Here is a 25293-nt window from a genome sequence, read left to right on the forward strand (position 1 = left end):
CAGAGGTTATATTTGTGAAATCCAAGAAAAAACCCGCAGGTCGGGTTGGTGTCCCGGCCAAGGGATTTGACGCAGGAGTTTGCAAATATAACCTCTGTCCTTCGGATTAACCGAATTTGCACGGGCTACTTTGTCGTAAAACCTTGAAAGATGTTTATCTTCCTGCGGTTTTGCTTCGCGTATCCGCACAAATTCGGTTAACCATTCGAACCAAATTAATAGGTCCTGAGCCTAACGAAAATAAGGTGTTTTCATTGGGCCTGCTGTGAAACATTTAATCATCCTGATCGTTTGCACTTATATAAACAAGAGATCAGAAACAAACAGGTTGGCGTACGTTGCACTGCGTCCGCAAAGCTTTCAAGGGCAAGATGGTTTGAATAAACGCATCCTAGACACATCTCCGATCCCCAGGCGCAGGTTTGCAATCGTTCCGCTTTTACTGGCAGGGTCGATGCTTTCGGCGTGCACCTCGGACGAGGGCTTAAGTGGTGTGCTTGGCTTTGGCGACGGTGCTGACAGCGAGATTGCGCAAAATGATCTGCAAACAACCATCCCCTATGAAGTCGAAATCGCCGGCATTGATCCCCAGGAAGAAAATCTGATTGCGGCGTTGGATGGGGTTAGCACGGCGCGCCGTTTGCAGTCGCGCCCGACCGCTTCGCGCGCGGGCCTGCAACGCCGTGCAGAAGATGACGTCGAACGGTTTCAGGCTGTTCTGCGATCCAAGGGGTTTTATGACGGGCAGATCACCTTTGAAATTAATGAAAAGGCCGCCGCAGATATATCGAGCGCGCCAGCCCAAGACGCACCTGAAGCTGGTTCTGAACAAGACCTGGCGGATGGCCAGTCCGGGGATGATGCATTGGCATCAACATCCGAACAGCCAACCCCACTGGTTCTGACCTATAATATCGATGTCGGAACGCCTTATCTGATTTCGGCGGTGAACCTTGTGATCACATACCCCGATCGTGTGGTGGAACGCCATGCGACGGACAAGGAACTTGAAAAGACCCGCCTTGAAATCGGCCAGCGCGCAACCGCGGAGCCGATCATTCTGGGCGAACAATACGGTGTCGATATCCTGCGCGAACAGGGTTACCCGCTTGTCGAGGCTGGCAAGCGAACCGTTTTGGCGGACACCGCGCAAAAAACCATTACGATCAATTATGCCTTTGAAACCGGGCCGCAGGCCGATTTTGGCAAGATTACCGTCAATGGGGCAGAGGATGTCGATGCGGACTTCATCGCAGGATACCGCAGCTGGCGGTCGGGTGAGCAATATCATCCTGATCAGGTGCGCACCACGCGCCGCGATCTGGCGCAAACCAACCTGTTTGATAGTGTGATTGTCAAGGTTGCCGGTCCGGTAAACGACAATGGCGAAATCCCGGTTGAGATCGAAGTGGTTGAACGCAAAATGCGTTCGATCGGTGGCGGGGTGAATTTCTCGACCGCTGATGGTCCGGGTGCCAACGCGTTCTGGGAACATCGCAATCTGTTTGGTGCTGGTGAACGTCTGCGGCTGGGGATTGATGTTTCAAGCCTTGAACAAGGTCTGTCGGCAGAATTCAAAAAGCCGCAGTTTCTTGAGCGGCGTCAGTCCTTTGTGGCTGAGGCCAACGCCAAAAACAACGATACCGACGCCTATAAGGGCTCAACCTTGGACAGCTTTGCCGGTATCGAACGGCCGCTTTGGGAAAACTGGACAACCACATTTGGTGTCACTGCGGAATATTCCGACCTGACCGGATCAGACTCCCCGAACGAGGAATTCTACCTTGCTGGTTTGCGGGGCATCTTGCGCCATGACAACACCGACAACCCCCTTGATCCGAGCCGGGGGAACCGTTTTGAAATTAACGTATCGCCCTATATAGGCCTGACAGACAAGGATACCGGTTTCACCACCGTATCGGTCGTCGGGTCGCAATACCTGTCGATTGACGAGGAGGGCGACTATGTTTTGGCGGCCCGTGCACGCACCGGTACCATTATCGGCGAGGATCGCGGCAACCTGCCATCGAACAAACGTTATTATTCCGGCGGTGGTGGCTCCATCCGGGGCTACGAATACCAGAAAGTCGGCCCACTAGATGGTGATAATGATCCGCTGGGCGGGCGTTCCGTACTGGAAGTCGGTGCCGAATTCCGCGCCCGTGTGACCGAAAGCTTTGGCATCGTGCCATTCATCGAAGGTGGTAACGTGTATGCCAGATCCGAACCCGAAGACATCAGTCTTCTATGGGCCGCCGGTCTTGGCTTCCGTTATTACACCGCGGTCGGGCCGCTACGTTTTGATGTCGCCGTACCACTTGATAAACGCGACAACGTTGATGACGATTTTCAATTCTATATCAGTCTGGGGCAGGCATTTTGACCGGGTCTGACACGTCACCACCGAATAATCCCAAACGTTCCGCATCGCGCCGTTCTTCGACAAAGTGGCTGCGCTATGGTGCCTATGGTCTGGGCGGGGCTGTGCTTGGACTTGCGGGCCTGATTGCCGTTGCCGGGACCGGTCCGGTATTGCGGATGGCAACCCCGATGATCAACGAGGCCTTATCGGCCGCAACCGACAGCGAATTTGCACTTGGCCGGGTCGAAGGCAGTTTGTGGACTGGATTGACCCTTGATCAGGTGACGATGGATCGCGCCACAGATGGGTTGCATCTTGATATCAATGATATCGAATTTGACTGGTCGCCGATGGCACTTTTGGCTGGTCGGTTGCAAATCAATCAGATCAGTCTGGCAACGGCCAATGTCATTTTGCCCGACGGCACCGCACCGGAAACGGTCGAGGAAGAGGACGAAGACAGCGGTGGCTTTGCCATGCCGCTGGCGGTTTCGCTTGACGCGCTTGAGCTTGGCGAAATTGCCATTGTTGATCAGGTTACCGGTAACAGTTTCCTCTATAGCCTGAATGGGCGGGCAAAGGTTGGCACAAATCTGTCTGCGACCGCCTTTCTGGATTTGCAGCCGCGTGATGGCGGTACCGACCGGATAAAACTTGATCTGGATTTTGACGGCCCCGGGCAAAAGCTTGCAGCCGAGATTGATGGTTTGTTGGGGCGCGAAGGACTTGTCATGACCCTGGCTGGCGTTGATCCGACCAGCGCAACCGATATCAAGATTGCGCTTAATGGTGATGGTCCGGCCAATGACTGGAAAGGCACGATTGATTTGTCGGCGGCGGGCTATGCATCGCTTGCAAGCGACATTGGCGTTCAACTGTCTTCGGATGTTGTGGCATTTACCCTCGACGGTGCGCTTTCACCGCAGGAACGCATAAGCGAACAATTGCCAGCAAGCATGGATAAAGAAGTCGCACTGGGCGTTGGCGGGGCATTTGATCAATCAGAACAGATCCTTTCGTTTGATCGCATTTCGATTGCGATGGCAGATGTGCTGGCGCTATCGGGCACAACGGAACTTGACCTTGAAGACAGCCTGATGACGGCCGGTTTAACGGCCGATATTGATCCTGCAATGTCGGCACTGCTTGACGATGCAGTTTCATGGGCGGAACTTGGGCTTTCCGTTCAGGCCAATGGCAATCTTTCGATGCCCGGTGTGGCGCTGCGGGTGAATGGCCGTGATGTGAAAACGCCAGTGTCGCGTATTGGCGACATCGCCTTGCAGGCGGATATGGCAGCCCCCGATGACGCGGATGAGCCACTTGACGCAACCGTCGCATTTTCCGCAACCAGCACGGATTGGGATGACCTGGATCTGGGGGCGTTTTTGGGGGCGGCGCAGGACCTGTCGTTTGATGCGCAGATGTCGCCGGACTTTGCCGATATTGCGATCCGCAATCTGGCATTGAATACGCCTGATATGACGCTCCGCGGGCAGGCGGACGTTAACGAGGATCTGGTCGTCACGACATCGAACCTTGTGGCTGATATCCGTGATCTTGCGATTTTTGCGCCGATTTCGGGGCTTGATCTGCGCGGGCAGGGGCAGGTTGCCTTGCCCGGCCTGACCTGGTCAGAGGCCCATGGTCTGGAAACCGGGATTGAGGTTTCAGCCAGTCAGGCCGGTTTCGGGATTGCCGATCTTGATCGTATCGTCGGCTCCGAGCCGCGTATCACGGGCGAACTGACACTTGCACCCGACCTTGATCTCAGCGTTGATGTCAGCGCACTTGATACCGCAATGATCGACGGTCCGCTGATGCTTCGCATTACAGAGGCATTCGGGAAAATGTCGCTTGAAAGCACGCTTGATATTGCATCTGGTGCGGTGCCGCCGGATCTGGGCATTGAAATGGCCCCGGCAAAGCTGACAGCCGATCTTGAAGGTGACCTGACTGCACCCCCGGGGACGTTTGAGTTGAGTGTTCCAAGCCTTGCTGTTTCGGGTCAGGAATTCTCCGATATCGTGCTGACAAGCCGCATGACTTGGTCTGAACAGGCTGTTTTGTCGCTTGCCAATAAGGGCAACTTTACCTTTGCCAACCGTCCTTACGAAGTGGCTGCAAATCTTGTCCTGCCCGAAGATGCGCTGCGCGTTGAGCAGATATCGCTTAAAGGCGAACATGTCGCGTTGAGCGGTGATATCGCCTTGCCCGACTACAGCATTCCGATGCGCGGTGATGTTACGCTGTCAAATCTGGATGCCGAATTTCTCGATCAGTTTGGCGTGAGCTTGGTGAACGGTACCGTGACGGCCGATATCGCCCTTCGTCCGGATGGTCAACGCCAAAGCGTTACGGCAAATGCATCGGCCAAGGGCCTGCGGATGGCAAGCACAGATGGCACCAATCCGACAATGATCGAAGATGTCGAACTGACCGCAACGATCGGTAATGCGTTTGACGTGCCGGAAATTTCAGCGGAGCTCGATGGCCGTGACATAATTGCCGGATCAATTGCCGTTGACGAGCTTGCCCTTGATCTTGACGGTGGCATGGATGCGCTTGCCATCACGCTGACCAGTTCAGGTCTTTATCAGGGCAATGTACCGATTTCGACCGACTTGGCTGCTGATCTGGCGCTTGGCAATGATATCGCTGTGACGGCCAATCGGCTTGAAGCGATCATTGGCGATCAGACGATTGAGCTTCGCAAACCACTGGAACTTGTTTTGCGTGAAAACGGGCGGCAACAACTCGACGCCGACCTGACGGTTGGTACCGGCCATCTTGTCGCAAGCCTTGATCAGGAAGCCGGGCAAAAATCCATCTCGGGTGAGCTCCACCTTAATGATTTTGATCTTGGTCCGTGGGGGCGTATTTCCGGCTTTGACGGGCTGAGCGGCACCGCAAATCTTGATGCGTCCTTGCGTGAAACACGCGGGAACTTGCCAAGTGCACAGGTCAATGGTCGCATTTCCGGCATCACGGCAAAGGCAGTCGCGGGGCTAAAACCCTTTGAAATGCGGCTTGATATCACGCTTGAGGACGGAAAACTTGCGGGGCAGGCATCGCTTGGCAATGGCGATGTCGAAGCACTGACAGCCGAAGGAAATGTTCCGCTTGCCATTTCTGTGCTTGAACAGGAATTCAGCCCGGATCTTGCTGCGCCTGTTTCTGCCCGCGTGCGTGTGAATGGTCAAATTGCCGAATTCTGGCCTTATGTTCCGGCACCCGATCATCAGATGTCGGGCAAGATCAAACTTGCGCTTGATGTGGCTGGGACGCTTGATGACATCCGTTGGAACGGGGATGTTGCGCTGGCCAATGGACGATATGAAAACCTCGAATATGGCACGCTCCTTGATCAGATAACGCTTGAGGGCACCTTTGATCAGGCCGGTCTTTCCATTCCGTCCATTACGGCCACGGATGGTGGCAAAGGCACTGTTGATGCGTCGGTTGATCTTGATCTGCTTGACGGTGGCGAGATGCGCTATGACGTTTCGGCTGATCTGCGCAATGTTGCCGTATCACGTAAGGATGAACTGCAATTCTGGGCGGATGTAAAAGCCAGCGTGACCGGATCCCAGTCAGAGGCTGATATCCAAAGTACGGTGTCGGTCCTGCGCGGGGAGGTCGATCTGACCCTGGCCTTGCCGGAATCAGTTCCGACCATCGAGATTGAAAATTTGCCGGACGCCGCGCAGGTCGAAAAGGCCGAGGATACAAAGGAAGCGGACGACGCCTTTACCGGTAATCTTGACGTGACCGTTGATATCCCCGGGCGTCTTTTTGTGCGTGGCAAGGGACTTGATTCCGAGTGGGGCGGCCGCCTTGAAATTTCCGGTACCACCGATGATCCACGCATCACCGGGCAGCTATCTGCCCTGCGCGGGCAGCTTGATGTCATCGGCAAAACATTCGTGATCCGGGATTCTCAGATTACCTTTGCCGGTGCGTCGCCCCCCGATCCGATGCTTGATATCGAAGGGGTTTATACCACCGAAGATCTTGTTGTGACCGCAGGGTTCCAGGGGCCGTCAAGCGACCCGGAACTGGTGCTGTCGTCCAATCCGTCGCTGCCAGAAGACGAAATCCTGTCTCAGGTCCTGTTTGGCAAATCCCAAGGCAGCCTTTCGGCAGTCGAGGCCGTGCAACTGGCAAGTGCCCTGAACGAACTTTCTGGCGGTGGTAGTGGTCTTGATGTGGTTGGCAGCATCCGGCGCTTCATCGGTGCAGATGTCCTGCGCGTCGGTGGTGGCGAAGACGGGCCGGAGGTCAAGGTGGGTAAATACCTGACAGAGGGGGTCTATGTCGGCACCAAGGCCGGGTCAACGCCGGGATCAAGTGGGGTCGAAGTCGAGATTGAAGTCACACCAAATATCAGTGTCACCAGCGAAAGCACCGAAATCGATAGCAAGGCTGGCGTTCAGTTCAGGCTTGATTATTAAGGCAGCACAAACCTGAGCTTAGTCACCGATTGGTTGGTGCCCGGTTGGGGGATTAACCGTCAGCAGCGACGAACGAATGCGTCGCAGCTTTTCCTTGGCCTGATCGGGCATCCGTCGTGCCACAGCCGTCGCGATTACGTCGATTGTCGCCAGAAACGCATGGCGCGTGGCGGTTGGTTTATAGATATCGGGGTTTTCCGGCATATTGATTGATATGACCAGATCACTTTCGGCGGCAAGCGGGCTGTCTGGGTTGGTCAATGAGATGACCTTGGCGCCATATTGGCGGGCAATGGCAGCGGAATGGATGATTTCCGTCGGGCGACCACTGGTGGAAATCGCGAATATCACGTCCTCGGCGCCAAAGGTAGAGGCCAGCATACGCTGCAAATAGCCGTCACTTTGCGATTGCGCCGGAATTCCCAACCGGAAAAAGCGGTTTGCGGCATCAAACGCCACAGTGGTTGATCCACCTCCAACTCCGAAAAACGCCACCTGACGTGCCTTGACCAGAATGTCGGCCGCCTGGTCAATTTGATCGGAGGATAACTGATCGCGCAGAAGACGCAGGTTATCAATGATCACGCCCAGCACATGGTTTGACAGCACATCTGCGGCGGTTGTGTCGTCTGAAATGTCTTCGGATGTCAGATACTGAATGCTGACGGCAAGGTTTTGCGCCAAGCGGATTTTAAAATCACGGAACCCATCGCACCCCAATGTGCGGCAAAAACGAATGACGGTGGGTTCGCTGACCCCGACATTTTTCGCCAGATCGGACAGGGCAATGGTTGTGACATCTTCCAGATGTGCGCTGACATAGTCCGCGACCAGTTGTTCGCGGTTCGGAAATTTGCCGGACTGGCTACGCAGCAGGCTGATGATGTCGGCGGTTTGTTGCATGGAATCGACCTGATCCGTCTATCTGGTTTGGTGTGTCAAAACCGACACCTTATTGGGAACTAACATTATTTCCGTTTGCAGGCGATAGCCACAATTTCAATTTAAGCGTCATGTCAGTACCCCGCACGCGTGTTTTCTCACATCAAATATCAACGTTTTGCCCGACATTAACCCGGTCGAAATCGACCATGTAGTTATTCAATGCACGAGACGGCGAAGTTGCTGTTTCGGGCTTTGGGTCCATGGGATCCTGGGCGTCTTAATCCTAGATCCAATTGGTGAATTTCCTGCCTGCGAGTCTGATCAAAACTGGGTCACTGCGAAACATCATAATGTAGTTAAGCTACTTATAGCAGTATAAAAGTCAGTTTAAGAGCAAAAATGTGAAACTTCGGAGATAAATAATGTAGACAAACTACAAAATGGACCTCAGTATGTAGAAAAATTACATAACATTTGATCAGTGGAGAGTTTGGCGGAGATGGCTTTACGCCGTATTGAAACCACAGCTGCAACCGCAAGCCGGTGCCTGAATTGGGTAGTTGAACGCATCATAGCGGTTCTGATGCTTGTTCTTGTTCTGGACGTCTGGCTGGGTGTCGTTGACCGATATTTATTCCATTGGCAACTGCCGTGGCCAGAAGAACTGGCGCGCTATCTGATGATCTGGGCAGCACTTCTGGCGATCTCGGCCGGGATTGCGCGGCGCGAACATATCGGGATTGGCATGTTTGTTCTAAGCCTGCCGATGCCGATCCAGCGCACAATCCTGTTTCTGGTGGATCTGATTGCGCTCGCAGCCTTCCTTTACCTTGCGATTTATGGATTTGATTTTGCCCAAGGCGGCATGCGCCGTCAGGCGATGATTTTCGGCATGTCACTGGCACTGCCGTATGCGGCCGTGCCGGTTTCGGCATTGCTTGCAGCCATTCAGCTCCTCCTCGTTGCCTTGCGTGATCAGGGCCGTTTTGTCCCGGTTGATCTTGCGGAGGGCGCAGAATGATCGTCGCCATTATCTTTGTCGTTCTGATGGTTCTGGGCATGCCGATTGGCTTTGCCCTGGGTGTGGCAGGCGTCGTTGGCCTGTTTGACATGGGCGGGGGGATGTTCTTGTCCCAGGGCCCAAGCAAGGTCTTTAACGGGCTGAATGTTTTCCCGTTCCTTGCCATGCCGTTCTTTATTCTGGCTGGCGAAATCATGAACCATATCGGCATTACCAGCCGGTTGGTGAAATTCGCCCAAGCACTCGTCGGACATATGCGGGGCGGGTTGGCGCATACCAACATGCTGGCATCTGTTTTCTTTGCCGGTTTGACCGGGGCGGCAACCGCCGATGCCGCGGCCTTTGGCAAGACGCTGGTACCGGCCATGGTCGAACGCGGATATCGCCGTGACTATGCCTGCGCGGTGACTGCCGCCGGATCGATCATCGGGCCGACCATTCCGCCATCGGGTTTGATGGTTGTCTATGGATCACTGATGGGCGTTTCGATCGGCGGTTTGTTTGCCGCCGGTATCCTGCCCGGACTTATGATCTGTCTGATCTGCATGACGGTGATTGCCGTTACCGCACGGTCCAAGAACCTGCCAAAGAACGAACGTCGCGCGTCGCTTTTGGAAGTCTGGAAGATTTTCAAATCATCGATCACCGCACTCATCATGCCATTGATCATTCTGGGCGGTATCCTTGGCGGGATCGTCACCCCGACCGAGGCCGCATCGGTTGCCGTGGCCTATGCCCTGTTCATTGGTGTGTTTGTTTACCGCGCGCTTAGTTTTGCTGATTTCTTCAAGATGCTGGTGCGCACGGCACGTGTGACCGGGGTGATCTTTGTCATCATTGCCTTTGCGTCGATCCTTGGCTGGTGGTTGAGCTTCAACCGCATCCCGCAAGAAGTCGCCAGCATGGTTCTGGGCATTTCAGAAAATCCCTACATCGTGATTTTCATGATTGTCGGTCTGCTTTTGATGATCGGCATGGTGATGGATATCAACGCCATCCTGATCATTCTGGCCCCGGTTCTGGTGCCGCTGACCGTTCAGATCGGCATGGATCCGATCCATGCCGGGATCATCTTTATCCTGGCACTTAACATCTCGCTGATGACGCCGCCTGTCGGGGCCTGTCTGTTTGTCCTGTCATCGGTCACAGGTGAAAAGCTTGAAAAGATTGCCGCACAACTTTGGCCATTCCTTTTGGCCGAGCTGGGCGTGCTGTTCCTGTTTGCCTTCTGGTCGGACCTTGCCCTCGTGATACCGCGATTGCTGGGCTTCCGGTAGGTCATCGGGATGAATATAGCCCCGGTCAGGTCCGGGCCGGGGCGCACACCACAATAACGCCGGACACATAAAGTCGTTAAATCAAGGAGAGGTAGAAATGAAAACCGTAAAGCGTTTGGGCGCAGCCGCCCTTGCAACCGCGATGCTGATGGGCAGCACCTCGATGGCATTCGCCGAGCCGAAGGTTCTTAAATTCGCGCACGACAACAAGACCGACCCGTTTGAAAACCCGGCACATGCCTGCACGGCTGTTTTCGCCAACATCGTCGAAGCCGACACCAACGGCGAAATCGAAGTCGAAGTTTATCCGTCCAACCAGCTTGGTTCGGCTGCCGAACATGTTCAGATGGTCCGTGATGGTCTGATCCAGGGCACGCTGACCTCTACCGGTGCACTGGCGTCTTACTATCCGCGCATCGACGTTCTGAACCTTGCCTTTGCGTTTGATAGCAACGCATCGACCTATGATGTGTTTGATGGTCCGTTTGGCGAGACGCTTGCAAGCGACATCGAAGGCGAACTGGGTGATGTGAAGGTTCTTGGCTTCCCGGATACCGGCGGGTTCTTTGCTGTGACCAACTCGCAGCATTCGATTGCAACGCTTGAAGATTTCAAGGGTATCCGCATTCGTACTATGTCGCTGCCATCCCATCAGAAAATCATGCAGGCCCTTGGTGCCGAAGCATATCCGATGGCCTGGGGCGAAGTTTATGCCGGTCTTCAGACCGGTGTGATCGATGGTCAGATGAACCCGGTTCCGACCGTGACCTTTGCCAAGTTCAACGAAGTTCAGGGGTATTTGACCCTGACCAACCACCTGTTCTCGCCTTACACCATGATGCTTTCGAAGGCATTCTGGGATGACCTGACCGCCGATCAGCAGAAAATCATTCGTTACGCTGCACAGTCTTGCGTTGTTGCAAGCCGTGGCGTGTCGCGTGTGATCGAGGCATCTGATCGTGGTCTTGCCGGTCTTAAGGACAAAATGGAAATCACCGCGCTGTCGGCTGAAGACCGTGAAAAGTTCAAAGAGGCAACCCAGCCGGTCGTGGTCAAACACGTTCAGGAAAGCCTTGGCGATGAAGGTGTCAAACTTCTGAACCTGTTCAAGGAAGAAGTCGAGAAGGCCAACGCCAACCGCTACATGGAATAAGCCATTCCAATTGCCGAAGGGGCGGGGTTCTCGCCCCTTCGGAATTCTTTAGCTGATATCAAAAGACCAATAACAAAGGCACGGGCCATGCGGATTTTTTGCGCCTCGATTGCAACCGAGACCAATACATTTTCACCTTTGCGCACTGATTTTTCCGATTTTCAGGAAAGCTTTTATGCCCCGCCGGGCCAGCATCCGGTCACCCCGACACTGTGCAGTGCCGTCTTCACCGAAGGCCGCCTGCGTGCCGCCAAGGAAGGCTGGGATCTGATCGAAGGCACCGCCACCTGGGCCGAACCGGGTGGATTGGTCAACCGTGCAACTTATGAACAGTTGCGCGACGAGGTGCTTGGACAATTGCGTGCGGCCATGCCGGTCGATGGTGTGATCCTTGGTCTGCATGGGGCGATGGTGGCCCAGGATTATCTTGATTGCGAAGGTGACCTGATTGCACGCATTCGCGCACTGGTCGGCCCTGATGTCGTGATCGGCACAAGCTTTGATCCGCACAGTCATTTGACTGCGAAACGCATTGATAACGCTGACATTATTGTCGCGTTCAAGGAATTCCCGCATACCGATTTTGTCGAAACCGGGCGGGCTGTGGTTGATCTTGTATTGCGCACATTGCGCGGCGAAATCAAACCGACCAAGGAAGTTTTTGACTGCCATATGATCGAGGTGCTGCCGACCTCGCGCGAACCGATGCGGTCATTCATTGACCGGGCAAAGGCGATGGAAGGAACAGGCAATATTCTGTCAGTATCCTTCATTCACGGATTTATGGCCGGTGACGTGCCCGATCTTGGGGCCAAGGTCATTGTCACTACCAACGATAACCCTGCGGAAGCCAGGCAGATAGCACGAAACCTGGGGGTTGAGTTGTTTGGTTTCCGTGGGGCCACCCGGCCTGATTTTGCCAAACCCGATGATGCCCTTGATCAGGCGCTGGCATCCGATGCCAAACCGATTGTCCTGACCGATGTCTGGGACAATCCGGGCGGCGGTGTTCCGGGCGATAGCACCATTTTGCTGCGTGCCGCAATTGAACGCGGACTTAACGATTATGCCTTTGGCACCCTGTGGGATCCGATGGCAGTACGGACCTGTTTTTCCGCGGGCGAGGGGGCGGTTTTGCCCCTGCGTTTTGGCGGAAAAACCGGTGCGCATGCCGGTGCACCGATTGATGCCGAGGTCCGGGTCAAAACCTTGAAACGCGATGCCTGGCAGTATTTCGGTGAAAGCATCGTTCCGCTTGGTGATTGCGCCGTGATCATCCTGCCCGACGGGGGAGAGGTGATCCTCAATACCAACCGGTCGCAAAGCTTTGATCCCAGCCTGTTTTCCAACATGGGTATCGATCCGGTATCGAAGAAATACCTGTTTATCAAATCGACGAACCATTTTTATGACTCGTTTGCCAAGATCGCGGGCGAGATCATTTATGTCGATGTGCACGGACCATACCCGTCCGACCCGAAAACGAACGGATATCGCCATTTGACCCGCGCCCTGTGGCCGATTGTCGAAGATCCGTTCGAAAAGAAAGCCGGTTAGAAAGTTTACCTTGTGCCAGTCGCAAGCGGTTCAAAAGCCACACATTCGAGCCGTTAAAAAGTCTCCCTGCAAGGGACTGGTCAAGGATTGGGGCCATGATTGGGGTTAACGCCCGGTCATGGCCCTTTTTTTGCGGGAGCGATCGGGACGCGTTGGTGAGTTCGGTTAAAAGCACCATCTATTTTGCGAAGTGTTTGCAAACAATCCGAAATTAAAGAAAGATTGAACCGGGCGAGATCGTTTTCACCGATAATAATGAGGTTCCGATGGCTTGGGGCGGTTTCACAGCAGCAGAGCTTGAATGGCAATATAATCCGCGCGAAACCGTGCCGGACTTCATGACCCATTTTGAACGGTTCGTGAAACTGTCCGACGAAGTCCTTCAGAATCTTGTCTGCCGTTCGGTTTTTGCTTTTGGTGATGCCACCAAAGCCGTTGATATCGCTTCGGGCGATACGGTTTTGTAACCAAGCACAATTCAGATCGGAAAATTCCGGAAATTTCGCCGGGTCGTGATTGGGTACATGGTCGGCAAAGTCGAGAATCATCGATTTTTCATCCGCCTACTCTTTCCCGAAATAATGGTTTTCCCATCTCTATGCTTACAGACCTAAAGTGTAGCCAGTTAGACGACATTATCGGTGTCGGCGACATCTAGTTTAGGGGCGATAAGTTGTTTGCATTGGCTGCAGGTCTTAGGAGTTGATGCGTTAAGGGGACAAAATCACCGATTACAAGTTCGCGAATTTATGATCTGTTTTTTTTGTTGCAGTGTTGGTGTTTGTCTACTTATGGTTGTTCTTGGCGGATAAAGCTATGGCACCAGTGCGTTTTGCTTACAAGCTTTTGTGAGCTCTTGATCAGTGGTTTTTGGGGTGGCATGCTTGATTTTCTCGTTTCTCGCAGAGAGTTTCGATAACTCTCAATGGGTGATGTTGTCTAAGTTATTTTAGGGCGGAAATGGTCAAAAGTAATATAATTATATGTGGAGCTTCTGCCGCCGGAAAAAGTAGTCTCGCGGAAATTTTGGCAAATATAGGTAATGCGGATATTTACGAAATTGGGAGTATAGTAAAAGAAAAGTCAGGTACGAGTGGATTGAGTGCTTTTAAGTATGTTGATGTTATATTTTCGAAGTATGGATATGAATATTTTGTAGAGATATTTAAAAAAAAACATGGAGTTTTTCATGGGGGAATAATAGTTGGCCCTCGAACTGCTAGCGAAGTGAATTTTTTAAAAGAAAATTTTTATCCAGCTATTAGTATCGGTTTGCTAACAAATTTTGATTTAAGAGCCGCTCGGCACAAAAATAGGATACGACACAAGGAGAGCGAAGAATGCTTCGAAGATTGGCTGATGCGAGATATGGCGGAGCATAGGTGGGGGGTCGAGGAAGCTGTTAAGTCGTGCGATGTGGTTTTTGATGGAGGGGAAAGTCTTTCGGAAATTGCAAGAAAAATCTTACGTATCTGGGGGGGATGATGAGGTATTTTAACAGTTTTATTGTCACTGTCTTGGCGGCGATAATTCTAATGCTTGTTGCGCTTTTGGTTAATTACCCTGGGTTTATGGAAGTGTATGTTCCAAGCTGGGTTGCTGAGAAAGGGTACTTCCTGAGTCTTTCTAGTTCTATCGCTGCATCTGCACTGGTGGCGCTTATTTTTCTTGTGGTGAAGGCAACCGAATCTTGGGAGATGCGAAGCGTTTCAGATAGCTATCATAAACAACTCCTCAGCGTCGGCGATTGTATGGCTAACTTATCCAGCGTAATCGAATCTGGGAAATTGGCGTTAGATGTGCCCGATCTGCATAGTGTCTTTGCTAGGCACCCTACCACAGAGGTAAGCAAGGCGATTAAGAATGTATCCTATAAAGATAAACTGGAAATTGATGCTCTTGGCCTGAATTTGAAGAGCTTTATCGCAGAGCAAATTGAAGCAGAGCTTTTGGGGGAAAGGGAGGTTGTCGCGCGTCTTTTGACGCAGAATCCAAGTAGTGAGAGCTTAGGTTCATTGTGTTCAAGAGAAGGAAGAGACCCCGAGAAAACGAGGCAATCGATACACGATACAGCGCGTGCTTGGAGAGAGTTATCAAGTAATTTAAATGGCCGTGATATTTTTAGGCTTAAGTGGTCATCAAAAACGCCAACGATTACTATGGTTAGGGTGAATAATACTATCTTTGTTCGACCAAGATTGCTTCAGGAAGTGGATGAGGACTTAGTCTACGAGGTTTATCAGAAGAAAGTGAATCCGAAGGCTTTTTCTTTGTATCTTCGACAGTTTGAAAAGGAGTTCGAGGATGCAGAGGAGCAACAGGTTTAGAATTAGTCGAGAGAGGTTTCCCTGTGACTAAAGCTGTTGAAGGGTGCGTTGCGCGATCATTTTCCAGGGTTCATTTTGGATTGATACAAACAAGTGAAAGTTATCGAAATATGAATGGAGGGGCTGGTGTGGCTTTGGATAATCCCCATTGGGAGTTTATTCTTAAACCCACTAGTTCAAAAATACCCAGAATTCACGTTAATGAGTCCTGCGGTAAGTTATCATCTGATCTAGAAGAATTTGCCAAGCGGGCTCTTAGTGACTTCGCAGATATTAAGACGTTTGAGCTGAGCGTTGTATCGAGTGTGCCGCACCACGTAGGGCTTGGAGCAGGAACCTCTTTTCGCGTAGGGGTCGTTAACGCGATAAGGCAGGCGCTGGGGCAAGGACTACAGCAAAATGACTGGTGCCGAATTGGTCGCGGCGGCACATCTGGGGTCGGGGTTAACGTCTGCTTAGATAAGGGTTTTGTCGTAGATCTCGGCCGAAGGAGAACGAGCGCCGCCAATTTTATGCCCTCGTCTTCGGTCAATAATGTAAGTAAACCTGCTGTGTTGACCAAATTGGAGTTTCCAGTCGAGTGGAAGATACTTCTAGTGCGTTCGATTGGAGAGATGGGCTTCAGTGGGGCTCGCGAAATCGATGTTTTCAGGGAGAACTTGCCACTATCTAAAGAAGAGGTTCAAGAGACATCCGCTGTAATGCTTTGGGATATTTTACCAAGTGTAATTTCTGGTGACATAAATGGATTTTGCAAGGGTATTGTGAAGTTCCAAGGTATTGGATTTAAAAGAATTGAATGGACAATACAAAGTGAACTGACTTTGCAGCTTCGCAAGTTTCTAAATGGTTTTTCAGGAATTGGCTATGCACTGTCTAGTATGGGGCCTTCAATTGCAGTGATTGGGACGGATTTATTACCAGTTGAACAAGCGTTAAAAAATCGGTTTGGTGATCGAATCTGTATTTCATGGGGTAGATGACTTGGGTGATCTTTTTCTTGGTGCGACTATTGGGCCTGCTAGTTGGAGCGAGGTATGTATTCGAGCTATGTTGGCAAATGGCTTGAATTTGGTTCGTTTTCCGATGTCAAAGGAAACGCCGAGCAAGCATCTGGAGAATTTGCGAACTGTCCAAGTGATTTCAAGCGAATTCGAAGGTAAAGTCAGTACTCTGGCCGACCTACCTGGAGGTAAACCAAGGCTACAGAATAATGAGCCAATTCAGATCTGTGGTAACGAAATGTGGTGTATAAGTTTGAGGGAGGAAGATGAAGACTTACCCTCACGGAAGCTAGCGCTATCACAGAATGTCGATGTGTCAAGATTAATGGTCGGTGATTCTCTTATTGTCGGTGATGGAGAGGCGAAGTTCAATGTGACTCGACAGGAGGAGGGGTGTTTGTATGGCTTCTTCTCCAAGAGCTTTGTGCTTGAGCGCAAGCGTTCTCTTACATTTAGAGGTTCTGCCGTAATCAGTTCATTCACGAAAGTAGACAAAGAACTCGCCATTTTCTGCGTTAGGTCTAAGTTCGATATGATCGCAGGTTCATTTTGTGAGAGTAAAGAGGACGTTTTAGAAATACGGCGCTTTGTGAATGGAATTGCTAAAAAATACAAAGTACCCAGCCCTCAAGTAGTTGCAAAGATAGAAACAATAGTTGGCGTTTCCAATGTTGAGGAGATATGTCAAGCGGCAGACATAGTTATGGTCGGTCGTGGAGACCTTAGTCTTAGCGTAGGATTTGAAAACCTCTTCCTCGCGCAATCAGAAATTACTAGAGCATGCTTAAAATACGATTGTCCTTGCCTCATCGCTACAGGATTTTTTGAGAGTACTTTGTATTCGGACGTACCAAACCATTCTGAGTTCATTGACGTGAGTGTCTGTGTTAACCAAGGGGCCAGTGGGATAGTACTCTCATCTGCCTCAACAATTGGCAGAAATCCCGTCGAGTGTGTTAGTAATTTGAAGTCCATTGTGCTGGCAAACCAATGAGTGTTTTGGCTGAGTGTCGTTTGTTAACGTTAATGCCAATATCTAGCGTTTTACTAGGTTCTGCGCCGGGGCATGATTGGGTTGATAGTCGGCAAAACCGGTAATCAGCAATTTCCCACTCGCTTGCTTTAAGAGGTCTTCCAAAGCAAAAGGACTTCTGGGCTATCTGATTTTTTGACGCTGCTGTTGAAGTGTTCGTGCTCCAATTCTCGGTTACCTGTTATGTCGAGTTTTTCAAGCTTGGTTATGCGAAATACATCTTCAAAAAGGTCTTTGGCATACTCGATCTCTTGGGTTGTAATAGCTTGGTGCAGCCATTAGTCTCAATAGGCGAAAAGTAGGGGAACATCATCTTTAAGGCGTCGACACTATAGGCTTTACAGGCTCCACTGGCGTAAAATCTGTCTTCCCCTAAGTCCTCTTTCACCATCGACCAACCGGCCTTAACAAAGGCCTCCATATCGGGCGGAACCGGAATTTACTAGATTTGGTTGCGTTCCTGTGAGATGCGGGGGGATCGGCTTTGAGGGGCGGGACACATGATCATATATCCATTTGATATAAAATTGATCTTGCCCATTTTCGCACTCAGTTTCTTGCGGTTCACTCATTGAAGATGAATTTAGGTAAAATACGCATGCGATGTGGGAAGTGATTGCAAACAGGGAAAAACTGAAGAAAAATCGATTAGCACGTTTTGATCGTACACATATCACACCACAAAAACCGAGGTATCAATGGGTTGGGGGGGGTTCACAGCAGCAGAGCTTGAATGGCAATATAATCCGCGCGAAACCGTGCCGGACTTCATGACCCATTTTGAACGGTTCGTGAAACTGTCCGATGAAACCCGTGCCCAGCTTGGCGGCAAGATTGATGTGCGCTATGGCGACGGGCCCAAGGAAACCATGGATATCTTCATGGCATCCGATCCGGGCGCACCGGTGCATGTGTTTTTCCATGGTGGTTATTGGCGCAGTCAGGACAAAAAGGACTACGCCTTTGTCGCGCGTGATCTGGTGGCCGCCGGGTTTACGGTCATCTGCCCGAATTATGATTTGTGCCCGGATGTAACCGTGGCCGACATCACCGAAGAAGCCGTGCGCGCGATTGCCTATATCTATCAGCATATCGAAGAATTTAACGGCGACCGTGACCGGATTTCGATTTCGGGCCATTCCGCCGGTGGTCAGATCGTCGCCCGCCTTGCCACACATGATTGGGCCGAAACGCTTGGTGATGCGATGCCGTTTGAGGCCATTGTGCCTATTTCCGGTGTTTTTGACCTTGAACCGATCCGGCACACGACGATCAATGATGATGTCCGCCTTGACGAAGCATCGGCTGCCGACAATTCACCGATGTTGGACGGCGTGCCGCTTGATGCGCGTTTGATGGTGGTAGTCGGCGGCAATGAAAGCCCCGAATTTGTCCGCCAAAGCGATGCCTATGGTGCCTATTGTGGCAGCGCCGGGCTTAAGGTTTCGGTCTACAAGGCATGGGGTGCCAACCACTTTACCGTGCTTGAAGAAGTGTTCCTTGGCACCGGATCCCTGTTTGGCACGCTCAAACGGTTTTTGTTGCCGTAAATCGCGCTGATATTCCTTCAAAACAGCATAAAAAACTGCCGGTCTTCCTATGACGTGCGTGGCTCAACGTGGTATAAAATTTGACCGCTACCACACTGAAAACAAAAATGCTTATACAGGAAGGCCCATGCGTTTCATTACTGCCGAAGATATCGAAAAATTCGTCTCGCCCCGTGATCTGGTCGAAGCCCTTCGCGACGGGTTCGAACAAGGCTGCGAAGCACCCCTGCGCAGTCATTTCAACATGGAACGCAGTAACGAAGATGACGCAACATTCCTGATCATGCCGGCCTGGCAAAAGGATGGTGCGGCCGGTGTGAAAATCGCCGCCGTCGTGCCGGGCAATTCGGCGCGCAATCTTCCGGCTGTATCGGGCACCTATGTTTTGCTTGATGCGGTTACCGGCCAGCCATCCGCCGTTATTGATGGCACCAAACTGACCACGCGCCGCACGGCTGCTGCGTCCGCATTGGCATGCGACTATCTGGCGCGCAAGGATACCAGCGACATGGTCATGGTCGGGTCCGGGGCGATGGCCCCACAATTGATCAAGGCACATGCGTCGGTCCGCCCGATCAAGAATGTCACGATCTGGAACCGCAATCCCGACAAGGCGGCAAAACTCGCCGCCGAGATTGCCGAGCTCGGCTTTAATGCCAAGGGCACCGATGATCTGGAAGCAGCATGCAAGACGGCCGATCTGATTTCATGCGCAACCCTGTCGACCGCGCCGCTGGTACATGGCGACTGGTTGCGTGAAGGAACGCACGTTGATCTGGTCGGCGCGTTTAAGCCGACCATGCGTGAAACCGATGACGCGGTCATGCAGAAGTGCCGCATCTATGTCGATAGCTTCGAAGGAGCGAGTGCCGAAGGCGGCGACGTCGTTCAGGCCATCGACAGCGGGGCGATTTCCAAATCCGACATCATCGGCGATCTGTTCGGCCTGACCCGCGGGCAGGTCAAGGGCCGCGAGACGGATAGCGAATGCACGGTATTCAAATCGGTTGGTCATTCGCTTGAAGATTTCGTCGCGGCGGTTGCGGTCGTAAAGGCCGTCGAAAAATGATCAGCACCGATCTGTTTGCGCCTGAACCGCTTGAAGCCTTTCGCGGGCATATCAAACCTGAATGGATTGATTTCAACGGCCATATGAATGTCGGTTATTACGTGGTGGCATTCGATCTGGGATCAATGGCGTTTCTTGATGCGGTGGGGATGGGATATAGCTATCCCGAACGGCGCGGCGGATCGACCTTTGGCCTTGAAATGCATGTGACCTATGATCGCGAAATTCATCAGGATGATCCGTATGTGATCCATACCCGTGTTCTGGATTGCGATCAGAAACGCATTCACATGTATCATGAAATGCGCCATGGCACTGAAGGCTGGCTGGCCGCGACCAATGAAATCATCACCATGCATATCAACATGAAGGAGCGGCGTTCGGCCCCGTTCCCCGATGACATCATGGAAACACTAAACAAGATCAAGGACGCGCATGCCAATTTACCCATCCCGTCCGGGGTTGGTCGCAAGATCGGCATTCGTCGCAAATAATCAAAAACCCCGCATCATCAGATCGCGGGGTTTTGTTTTGGTGTGCTGAATCTGGATTAGGGTCGGGTTGCTATATAAAGCCTGCACATTTCGCCAGACTGATTGACATCCTGATCGCGCAAATAAGTCAGGCCAAGCTTTTCAAGCATCCGAACGGACGCGACATTGTCGGGCAGGCAATAGCCATAAATCTTGTCAAACCCGTAATGATGCCAGCCATGATTGATTAGTGCCGAACTGACTTCATAGGCATATCCCTTGCCCTGATGGGCCTCGGTCACGGCATAGCCGATATCAGGGGCATCAAGCGTGTCACGCTTTACAAAGCCGATCAGGCCAATCGGGCTTTGGCTGTGCTTTTCAAGCGCAAGGCACATTCCAAAGCCAAGCTTGTCGTAGTTTTCGCGAAAACGCAGATCGATATAGTCCCGCGCCGCCTGAAGGTCATGAATGTTGCGATCACCGATAAACCGAAGCCATCCGGGCTCATTTAACAGCTGAAGAATGAACGGGGCGTCGTCATGTGTGGCTTCTCGCAAAATTGTGCGTTCGGTTTGAACGATCATCACTGAACTGTCCGTGTTACGGTGGCATCAAGAAGGATATTATCGGGGACTATCTGAAATAGCAGTATGATTTCACCCCTCAAAGGTCAGGAGAATGACAATGCCCGGAAAACCGATCAAGGTGACATTTGAAGGGGCCCATGGTGCCGAACTGGCTGCACGGCTGGACCTGCCAACCGGGCCGGTCAAGGCCTATGCGCTGTTTGCCCATTGTTTTACCTGTACCAAGGATCTGATCGCCGCCCGCAAAATTGCCGAGGCACTCACGATTGAGGGCATCGGTGTGCTGCGGTTTGATTTTACCGGGCTGGGCGGATCGGGCGGTGATTTTGCCTCGACCAACTTTACATCCAACCTTGATGATCTCGAACGTGCGGCCGATTTCCTGCGTGACGCGTTTGAGGCCCCCAAACTTTTGATCGGACATTCACTTGGTGGGGCGGCGGTTCTGGCGGTGGCCGATCGCATCAAGGAGGCAACAGCGGTTGCAACCATAGGCGCACCGGCAGATGTTCATCATGTAACGCATAATTTTGCCGATCATCTTGATGAAATTCGTGAAAAGGGCGAGGCCGAAGTTTGCCTTGGCGGGCGGCCGTTTGTCATTCGCAAGCAGTTTGTCGATGACCTTGGTGGATATGATCTGCCAACGCAGGTGGCAAAGATGAAAAAGGCGCTTCTGGTCTTGCATGCGCCGCTTGATCAGACTGTCGGGATTGAAAATGCCGGCAAGATTTTTGACGCTGCCAAGCATCCCAAAAGCTTTGTCTCGCTTGATCAGGCTGACCATTTGCTGAGCGATCCTGATGATGCGCAGTACGCCGCATCCGTGATTGCCGCATGGGCAAAGCGATATCTGCCGGCAGGCAAATCGGCAAAACCGGATATCGGCGAAGGTGTGATTGTCCGTGAAACCGGTCTTGGCAAGTTCCAGTCGATGGTCATGGCGGGCAAGCACCGCCTGCTGGCGGATGAGCCGGAAAAGGTCGGTGGGCTCGATAGTGGGCCGTCGCCCTATGATTATCTGTCAACCGCCCTTGGCAGTTGCACAGTGATGACGATCCGGATGTATGCCGATCACAAGGGCATCCCGATTGATTCCATCCGTGCTGAAGTCCTGCATCAAAAAGTCCATGCCGAAGATTGTGCGGAATGCGGCGAACAGCATTCGGCAAAAGGCGGCAAGATCGACCGGTTCGAGCGCATCATCCGGTTCACCGGCGATCTGGATGATGCCACCCGGAAACGTTTGATCGAGATTGCTGATAAATGCCCGGTGCACAGAACGCTTGAGGCGACATCCCTGATCGTCACGCGCGAAGACCGGGTTTAGCCCGCCAGATTTCGGACGGAACAAAAAACGCCTGACCGGTTTCCCGTGTCAGGCGTTTTTTCGTTCGTGTCAAAGTGACTTACGGCTTGGCCGCAATCACGATGAACTCAACCAGGTAATCCGGGGTGGCAAGCTTTGCTTCGCCGCAGGCACGACCCGGGGTGTGACCCTGCGGGACCCATGCATCCCAAACGGCGTTCATTGCGGCAAAGTCTTTCATGTCGGCAAGCCAGACGGTGGTCGACAGGATGTTTTCTTTGCTCGAACCGCATTCGGCCAGAAGCGCATCAACCTTTTCAAGGCATTCCTTGGTCTGGTTGGTGATGTCGCTATCGGGGTTACCAACCTGACCGGCCAGATAGATGGTGTTGCCATGGACAACGGCCTGGCTCATACGCGGGCCGGTGTGAAGACGCTGGATGCTCATGAAACGCTCCTTGTTAAAGCATTGGATATATTATTCGAATTGGGATGTAGGGTCGAAACTCGTTCACATAATCGTTCCGGTCGCCCGGATTTGTGCGGATATGCGAAGCAAAACCGCAGGAAGATATACATCTTTCAAGGTTTTGCGACAAAATAGCCCGTGCAAATCCGGGTGATCCAAAGGACAACTGATATGAGAGAAAGCCTCTGCGTCAAATCCCTTGACCGGGGATCACCCCGATCTGCGGCATTTTCCTAGCTTTTTCTCTCATATCAGTTGCCGGATCGGTCATGTGAACGAGTTTCGACCCTAGCTAGCACGCTTTTGTACGCAGCACCAGTCGGCAATGAACAGGGCAAGAACCTCGGTGACTTCCATCATCGACGCAATCGAAACCCGTTCGTCAATCCCGTGAATGCGTTCGGCCTTCGGGCCATAACAGGTGGCTGGGATATTGCCATAAATCTGGAAAAAGCGCGCATCGGTCGTCGCGGTCGAGGCAAGGTTTCTGATCTCCTTGCCGGTGACTTCCTGATGAATGTCGCCAATCATCGACATCATCGGATGATTTATATCCATCTCGCAACCCTCGGCCTGAAAACCGCGATAGGTGATCTCGATCTTGGCCCCTTTGCAAGCCGGGTGGTTTTCAAGCGCGCTTTGCTTCACGGCCTCAATGGTTTCGCGCACCTTTTCAAGCTCCATGCCCGGATAGAACCCGACACGGATATCAGCGGTGCAAACCGGCGGCACGGTCGATGCCCATTCGCCGCCTTCAATCTTGCCCAGATTGAAGTTCACCGGATGGACATGCGCACCAAACGCTGCGTGACGATGGGTCGGATGGTTCCAGATTTCCTCAACTTCCTTTAACGTTTCAAAGAAACCAAAGGCTGCCTCAATCGCGTTGCTGCCAGCAGAGGTATCGAGAACATGTGCCGGGCTGCCCGATACATGGATCTGAAACCACATGACGCCAAGCTGGGCCGTCATCAGGGTCTGGTTGAACGGTTCGGGAATGATGGCGCAATCGGCCTTGTACCCGGCATGCAGGCACGCCAGCGCCCCGTTGCCGGTACATTCTTCTTCGATGACCGATTGCAGGGTGACGGCGCCAGCCGGTTCAAGGCCGATATCGTGCAGGGCCTGAAGCGCCTGGCAATAGGCAATGATCCCGGCCTTCATATCGCCCGCACCACGCCCGTAAATCCAGTCATCCTCGACATGCGGCGTGAAGGGACCAAACCGCCATTGTTCCGCCGGGCCAGTCGGCACAACATCCATATGACCATTGAGGATCAGGCTGCGCCCCGTCGGGTTTTGCGGGCGGTGCAGGCCAACAACGTTTTCACGCCCGTCATAGCCGTCAATCACCGGCGGCGAAAAGCCCGGCTGATCGCGTAAGGCGCTGATATCAATCTTGACCCGTTCGACATCGAGCCCCATCGCAGCAAACTTGTCGGCAATCCAACCTTGCGCAGATGCCTCATTGCCAAGCTGACTGTCATGACGCACCAGCGCACACAAATCATCAATCGCACTTTGGGTGCGCTTTGAAACAGCTTTGCGCAGGGTGGCACGGTCAAACTGGCTCATTGGTCTTTCTCCTGATCGGTCGAGGCCGATGATTACTTGCCGCTGACAAGCGTAGGGCGGGTGGCCGAAAGCGCATCAGTGGTAATGCCAAGCTTTTCCATCTGCGGCGGGACGCCCTTGCCGATGATGATGCTTGCGGCATATTCACCCATCGCCGGTGCGGTCTGGATGCCGTAACCCCCTTGACCGGCCAGCCAATAGAAACTGTCATCTGCCGGATCAAAGCTTGATACCGGATCGCCATCGGCAAAGAAGCTGCGCAATCCGGCCCAGCTTTCACCCGGACGGCGGACTTCGATGCTGGTGGCCGTCATCAGGCGATCAATGGTAATCGCGATATCAAGTTCTTCGGGCTGGACATCATGTGGCTCGGTCGGTGTGGTATCGGCCGGGGACACCAGCAAACGACCGGCATCTTCCTTGAAATAAAGCGTTTCATCAAGGCTTGCGACCAGCGGCCAGCCATGCGGCTTTACGTCGGCTGGCAAATCGACCATCACTGCTGTGCGGCGTTTGGGCACGATGCCAAGCGGTTTGATACCGGCCTTGGTTGCGATCTCATCGGCCCAGGCACCAGCCGCATTGACGACGATATCACCGGTATAGACATCGCCCTTGGCCAGCGTGACCTGCCACTTGCCGTCTGCTTTGCCAATCGCGCTGACATCGGCCTTGGTGATAACCAAACCGCCCAGCGCCTTGAACTGGCGGATAAAGCCCCAGTGAAGCGCATGCACGTCAATATCCATGGCATCCGGCTCATAGGCCGCCTTGGCCACCCGGTCGGTGTGAATGACTGGCACAATTTCCTTCAGCTCATCGGGCGTCAGTTCAACAAAGTTCGCGCCATTCGCGCGCCCCTCGGTCAGGATGGCATCCAGTTCGGCTTCTTCGCCGGGGGCGGCGGTCATGATGATGCCGCGCGGGGTCAGGATCGGGTTTTCGGTAAACCCGTCTGGTGGGGTGATGAAGAAAGCCCGGCTGGCGGTCGACATCTTGCGGATGATCTTCGGGCCATAGGTCTCGCTATAAAGGGCTGCTGAGCGGCCAGTGCTGTGATAGCCCGGCTGGTCTTCACGTTCGAGAACCGTGACGGATTTACCCGCCTTGGCCAAAAAGAATGCAGCTGACATTCCGGCAATGCCGCCGCCGATGATCAGGATGTCCGAATGTGTCATGTGGGGC

General features: G+C 52.7%; 20 protein-coding genes. 14 read left to right on the forward strand and 6 right to left on the reverse strand.

The annotated features are described in order from the left end of the window. The first annotated feature begins 454 nt into the window (after positions 1–454). A complete protein-coding gene (locus IT893_RS07340) occupies positions 455–2383 on the forward strand; it encodes an autotransporter assembly complex family protein (RefSeq protein WP_197147343.1) in 1929 nt (642 codons plus the stop codon). Continuing rightward, the gene (locus tag IT893_RS07345) at positions 2380–6816 is read left to right on the forward strand and encodes a translocation/assembly module TamB domain-containing protein (protein ID WP_197147344.1); all 4437 of its coding nucleotides are present in this window, start codon (positions 2380–2382) and stop codon (positions 6814–6816) included. The genes IT893_RS07340 and IT893_RS07345 overlap by 4 nt, the downstream gene beginning before the upstream one ends. An 18-nt stretch (positions 6817–6834) precedes the next feature. Here IT893_RS07345 and IT893_RS07350 read toward each other — a convergent pair whose 3' ends face one another. Then, positions 6835–7719 carry a MurR/RpiR family transcriptional regulator gene (locus IT893_RS07350; protein WP_008891882.1) on the reverse strand — a complete coding sequence of 295 codons (885 nt, stop codon included), beginning with the start codon at positions 7717–7719 and terminating at the stop codon, positions 6835–6837. Between the two features lie 481 nt (positions 7720–8200). On the opposite strand from IT893_RS07350, the gene IT893_RS07355 reads away from it, so the two are divergent. From IT893_RS07355 to IT893_RS07370, 4 genes are all read left to right on the forward strand, one after another. Then, positions 8201–8722, forward strand: coding sequence for a TRAP transporter small permease (locus IT893_RS07355; RefSeq protein ID WP_008891881.1), 522 nt, complete (start codon positions 8201–8203; stop codon positions 8720–8722). Continuing rightward, positions 8719–9999 carry a TRAP transporter large permease gene (locus IT893_RS07360; RefSeq protein ID WP_197147345.1) on the forward strand — a complete coding sequence of 427 codons (1281 nt, stop codon included), beginning with the start codon at positions 8719–8721 and terminating at the stop codon, positions 9997–9999. Before IT893_RS07355 ends, IT893_RS07360 begins: the two co-directional genes overlap by 4 nt. Before the next feature lie 97 nt (positions 10000–10096). Then, the gene (locus IT893_RS07365) at positions 10097–11152 is read left to right on the forward strand and encodes a DctP family TRAP transporter solute-binding subunit (protein WP_063086912.1); all 1056 of its coding nucleotides are present in this window, start codon (positions 10097–10099) and stop codon (positions 11150–11152) included. Between the two features lie 87 nt (positions 11153–11239). Further along, positions 11240–12709 carry a M81 family metallopeptidase gene (locus tag IT893_RS07370; RefSeq protein ID WP_197147346.1) on the forward strand — a complete coding sequence of 490 codons (1470 nt, stop codon included), beginning with the start codon at positions 11240–11242 and terminating at the stop codon, positions 12707–12709. Positions 12710–12825: 116 nt separating this feature from the next. Here IT893_RS07370 and IT893_RS07375 read toward each other — a convergent pair whose 3' ends face one another. After that, positions 12826–13257 carry a hypothetical protein gene (locus tag IT893_RS07375; protein ID WP_197147347.1) on the reverse strand — a complete coding sequence of 144 codons (432 nt, stop codon included), beginning with the start codon at positions 13255–13257 and terminating at the stop codon, positions 12826–12828. A 412-nt stretch (positions 13258–13669) separates the two neighbouring features. Here IT893_RS07375 and IT893_RS07380 point away from each other — a divergent pair, with 412 nt between their 5' ends. The 7 genes from IT893_RS07380 (at position 13670) to IT893_RS07410 (ending at position 20186) form a co-directional block, all read left to right on the forward strand. Further along, the gene (locus tag IT893_RS07380) at positions 13670–14194 is read left to right on the forward strand and encodes a hypothetical protein (protein WP_197147348.1); all 525 of its coding nucleotides are present in this window, start codon (positions 13670–13672) and stop codon (positions 14192–14194) included. Between the two features lie 50 nt (positions 14195–14244). Next, a complete protein-coding gene (locus IT893_RS07385; protein ID WP_197147349.1) occupies positions 14245–15036 on the forward strand; it encodes a hypothetical protein in 792 nt (263 codons plus the stop codon). Positions 15037–15059: 23 nt separating this feature from the next. Then, positions 15060–16019 carry a beta-ribofuranosylaminobenzene 5'-phosphate synthase family protein gene (locus IT893_RS07390; RefSeq protein ID WP_197147350.1) on the forward strand — a complete coding sequence of 320 codons (960 nt, stop codon included), beginning with the start codon at positions 15060–15062 and terminating at the stop codon, positions 16017–16019. 1 nt (position 16020) lies between these two features. Then, the gene (locus IT893_RS07395) at positions 16021–17034 is read left to right on the forward strand and encodes a pyruvate kinase (RefSeq protein WP_197147351.1); all 1014 of its coding nucleotides are present in this window, start codon (positions 16021–16023) and stop codon (positions 17032–17034) included. Positions 17035–17771: 737 nt separating this feature from the next. After that, on the forward strand, positions 17772–18623 hold the full coding sequence (locus IT893_RS07400) for an alpha/beta hydrolase (protein ID WP_197147352.1): 852 nt from the start codon (positions 17772–17774) through the stop codon (positions 18621–18623). Positions 18624–18750: 127 nt separating this feature from the next. Next, positions 18751–19692 (forward strand): ornithine cyclodeaminase family protein, encoded by a 942-nt coding sequence (locus IT893_RS07405; RefSeq protein ID WP_197147353.1) that lies wholly within the window; start codon positions 18751–18753, stop codon positions 19690–19692. Next, on the forward strand, positions 19689–20186 hold the full coding sequence (locus tag IT893_RS07410; protein ID WP_063086916.1) for a thioesterase family protein: 498 nt from the start codon (positions 19689–19691) through the stop codon (positions 20184–20186). The genes IT893_RS07405 and IT893_RS07410 overlap by 4 nt, the downstream gene beginning before the upstream one ends. Positions 20187–20242: 56 nt before the next feature. Here the strand turns inward: IT893_RS07410 and IT893_RS07415 are convergent, their stop codons facing one another. Beyond that, complete coding sequence (locus IT893_RS07415) at positions 20243–20752, reverse strand: GNAT family N-acetyltransferase (RefSeq protein WP_197147354.1); 510 nt, start codon at positions 20750–20752, stop codon at positions 20243–20245. 100 nt (positions 20753–20852) lie between these two features. Here IT893_RS07415 and IT893_RS07420 point away from each other — a divergent pair, with 100 nt between their 5' ends. Continuing rightward, entirely contained in the window at positions 20853–22085 is a 1233-nt protein-coding gene (locus IT893_RS07420) for a bifunctional alpha/beta hydrolase/OsmC family protein (RefSeq protein WP_197147355.1), read from the forward strand. Positions 22086–22164: 79 nt separating this feature from the next. Here IT893_RS07420 and IT893_RS07425 read toward each other — a convergent pair whose 3' ends face one another. From IT893_RS07425 to IT893_RS07435, 3 genes are all read right to left on the reverse strand, one after another. Continuing rightward, positions 22165–22512 (reverse strand): RidA family protein, encoded by a 348-nt coding sequence (locus IT893_RS07425; protein ID WP_008891872.1) that lies wholly within the window; start codon positions 22510–22512, stop codon positions 22165–22167. A gap of 309 nt (positions 22513–22821) precedes the next feature. Next, a complete protein-coding gene (locus IT893_RS07430) occupies positions 22822–24108 on the reverse strand; it encodes an ArgE/DapE family deacylase (protein ID WP_197147356.1) in 1287 nt (428 codons plus the stop codon). A 32-nt stretch (positions 24109–24140) separates the two neighbouring features. Then, positions 24141–25286 (reverse strand): FAD-binding oxidoreductase, encoded by a 1146-nt coding sequence (locus tag IT893_RS07435; protein WP_197147357.1) that lies wholly within the window; start codon positions 25284–25286, stop codon positions 24141–24143. Between the last annotated feature and the right edge of the window lie 7 nt (positions 25287–25293).

Source organism: Thalassospira sp. A40-3, assembly GCF_015871485.1.
GTDB classification, from domain to species: Bacteria; Pseudomonadota; Alphaproteobacteria; order Rhodospirillales; family Thalassospiraceae; genus Thalassospira; species Thalassospira tepidiphila.

Excerpts from the sequence above, each read along its gene's own strand:
- IT893_RS07340 (WP_197147343.1), top strand. The coding sequence starts at position 455 with ATGCTTTCGGCGTGCACCTCGGACGAGGGCTTAAGTGGTGTGCTTGGC.
- IT893_RS07350 (WP_008891882.1), bottom strand. The coding sequence starts at position 7,719 with ATGCAACAAACCGCCGACATCATCAGCCTGCTGCGTAGCCAGTCCGGC.
- IT893_RS07355 (WP_008891881.1), top strand. The coding sequence starts at position 8,201 with ATGGCTTTACGCCGTATTGAAACCACAGCTGCAACCGCAAGCCGGTGC.
- IT893_RS07360 (WP_197147345.1), top strand. The coding sequence starts at position 8,719 with ATGATCGTCGCCATTATCTTTGTCGTTCTGATGGTTCTGGGCATGCCG.
- IT893_RS07365 (WP_063086912.1), top strand. The coding sequence starts at position 10,097 with ATGAAAACCGTAAAGCGTTTGGGCGCAGCCGCCCTTGCAACCGCGATG.
- IT893_RS07370 (WP_197147346.1), top strand. The coding sequence starts at position 11,240 with ATGCGGATTTTTTGCGCCTCGATTGCAACCGAGACCAATACATTTTCA.
- IT893_RS07375 (WP_197147347.1), bottom strand. The coding sequence starts at position 13,257 with ATGATTCTCGACTTTGCCGACCATGTACCCAATCACGACCCGGCGAAA.
- IT893_RS07380 (WP_197147348.1), top strand. The coding sequence starts at position 13,670 with ATGGTCAAAAGTAATATAATTATATGTGGAGCTTCTGCCGCCGGAAAA.
- IT893_RS07385 (WP_197147349.1), top strand. The coding sequence starts at position 14,245 with ATGCTTGTTGCGCTTTTGGTTAATTACCCTGGGTTTATGGAAGTGTAT.
- IT893_RS07400 (WP_197147352.1), top strand. The coding sequence starts at position 17,772 with ATGGGTTGGGGGGGGTTCACAGCAGCAGAGCTTGAATGGCAATATAAT.
- IT893_RS07405 (WP_197147353.1), top strand. The coding sequence starts at position 18,751 with ATGCGTTTCATTACTGCCGAAGATATCGAAAAATTCGTCTCGCCCCGT.
- IT893_RS07410 (WP_063086916.1), top strand. The coding sequence starts at position 19,689 with ATGATCAGCACCGATCTGTTTGCGCCTGAACCGCTTGAAGCCTTTCGC.
- IT893_RS07415 (WP_197147354.1), bottom strand. The coding sequence starts at position 20,752 with ATGATCGTTCAAACCGAACGCACAATTTTGCGAGAAGCCACACATGAC.
- IT893_RS07420 (WP_197147355.1), top strand. The coding sequence starts at position 20,853 with ATGCCCGGAAAACCGATCAAGGTGACATTTGAAGGGGCCCATGGTGCC.
- IT893_RS07425 (WP_008891872.1), bottom strand. The coding sequence starts at position 22,512 with ATGAGCATCCAGCGTCTTCACACCGGCCCGCGTATGAGCCAGGCCGTT.
- IT893_RS07430 (WP_197147356.1), bottom strand. The coding sequence starts at position 24,108 with ATGAGCCAGTTTGACCGTGCCACCCTGCGCAAAGCTGTTTCAAAGCGC.
- IT893_RS07435 (WP_197147357.1), bottom strand. The coding sequence starts at position 25,286 with ATGACACATTCGGACATCCTGATCATCGGCGGCGGCATTGCCGGAATG.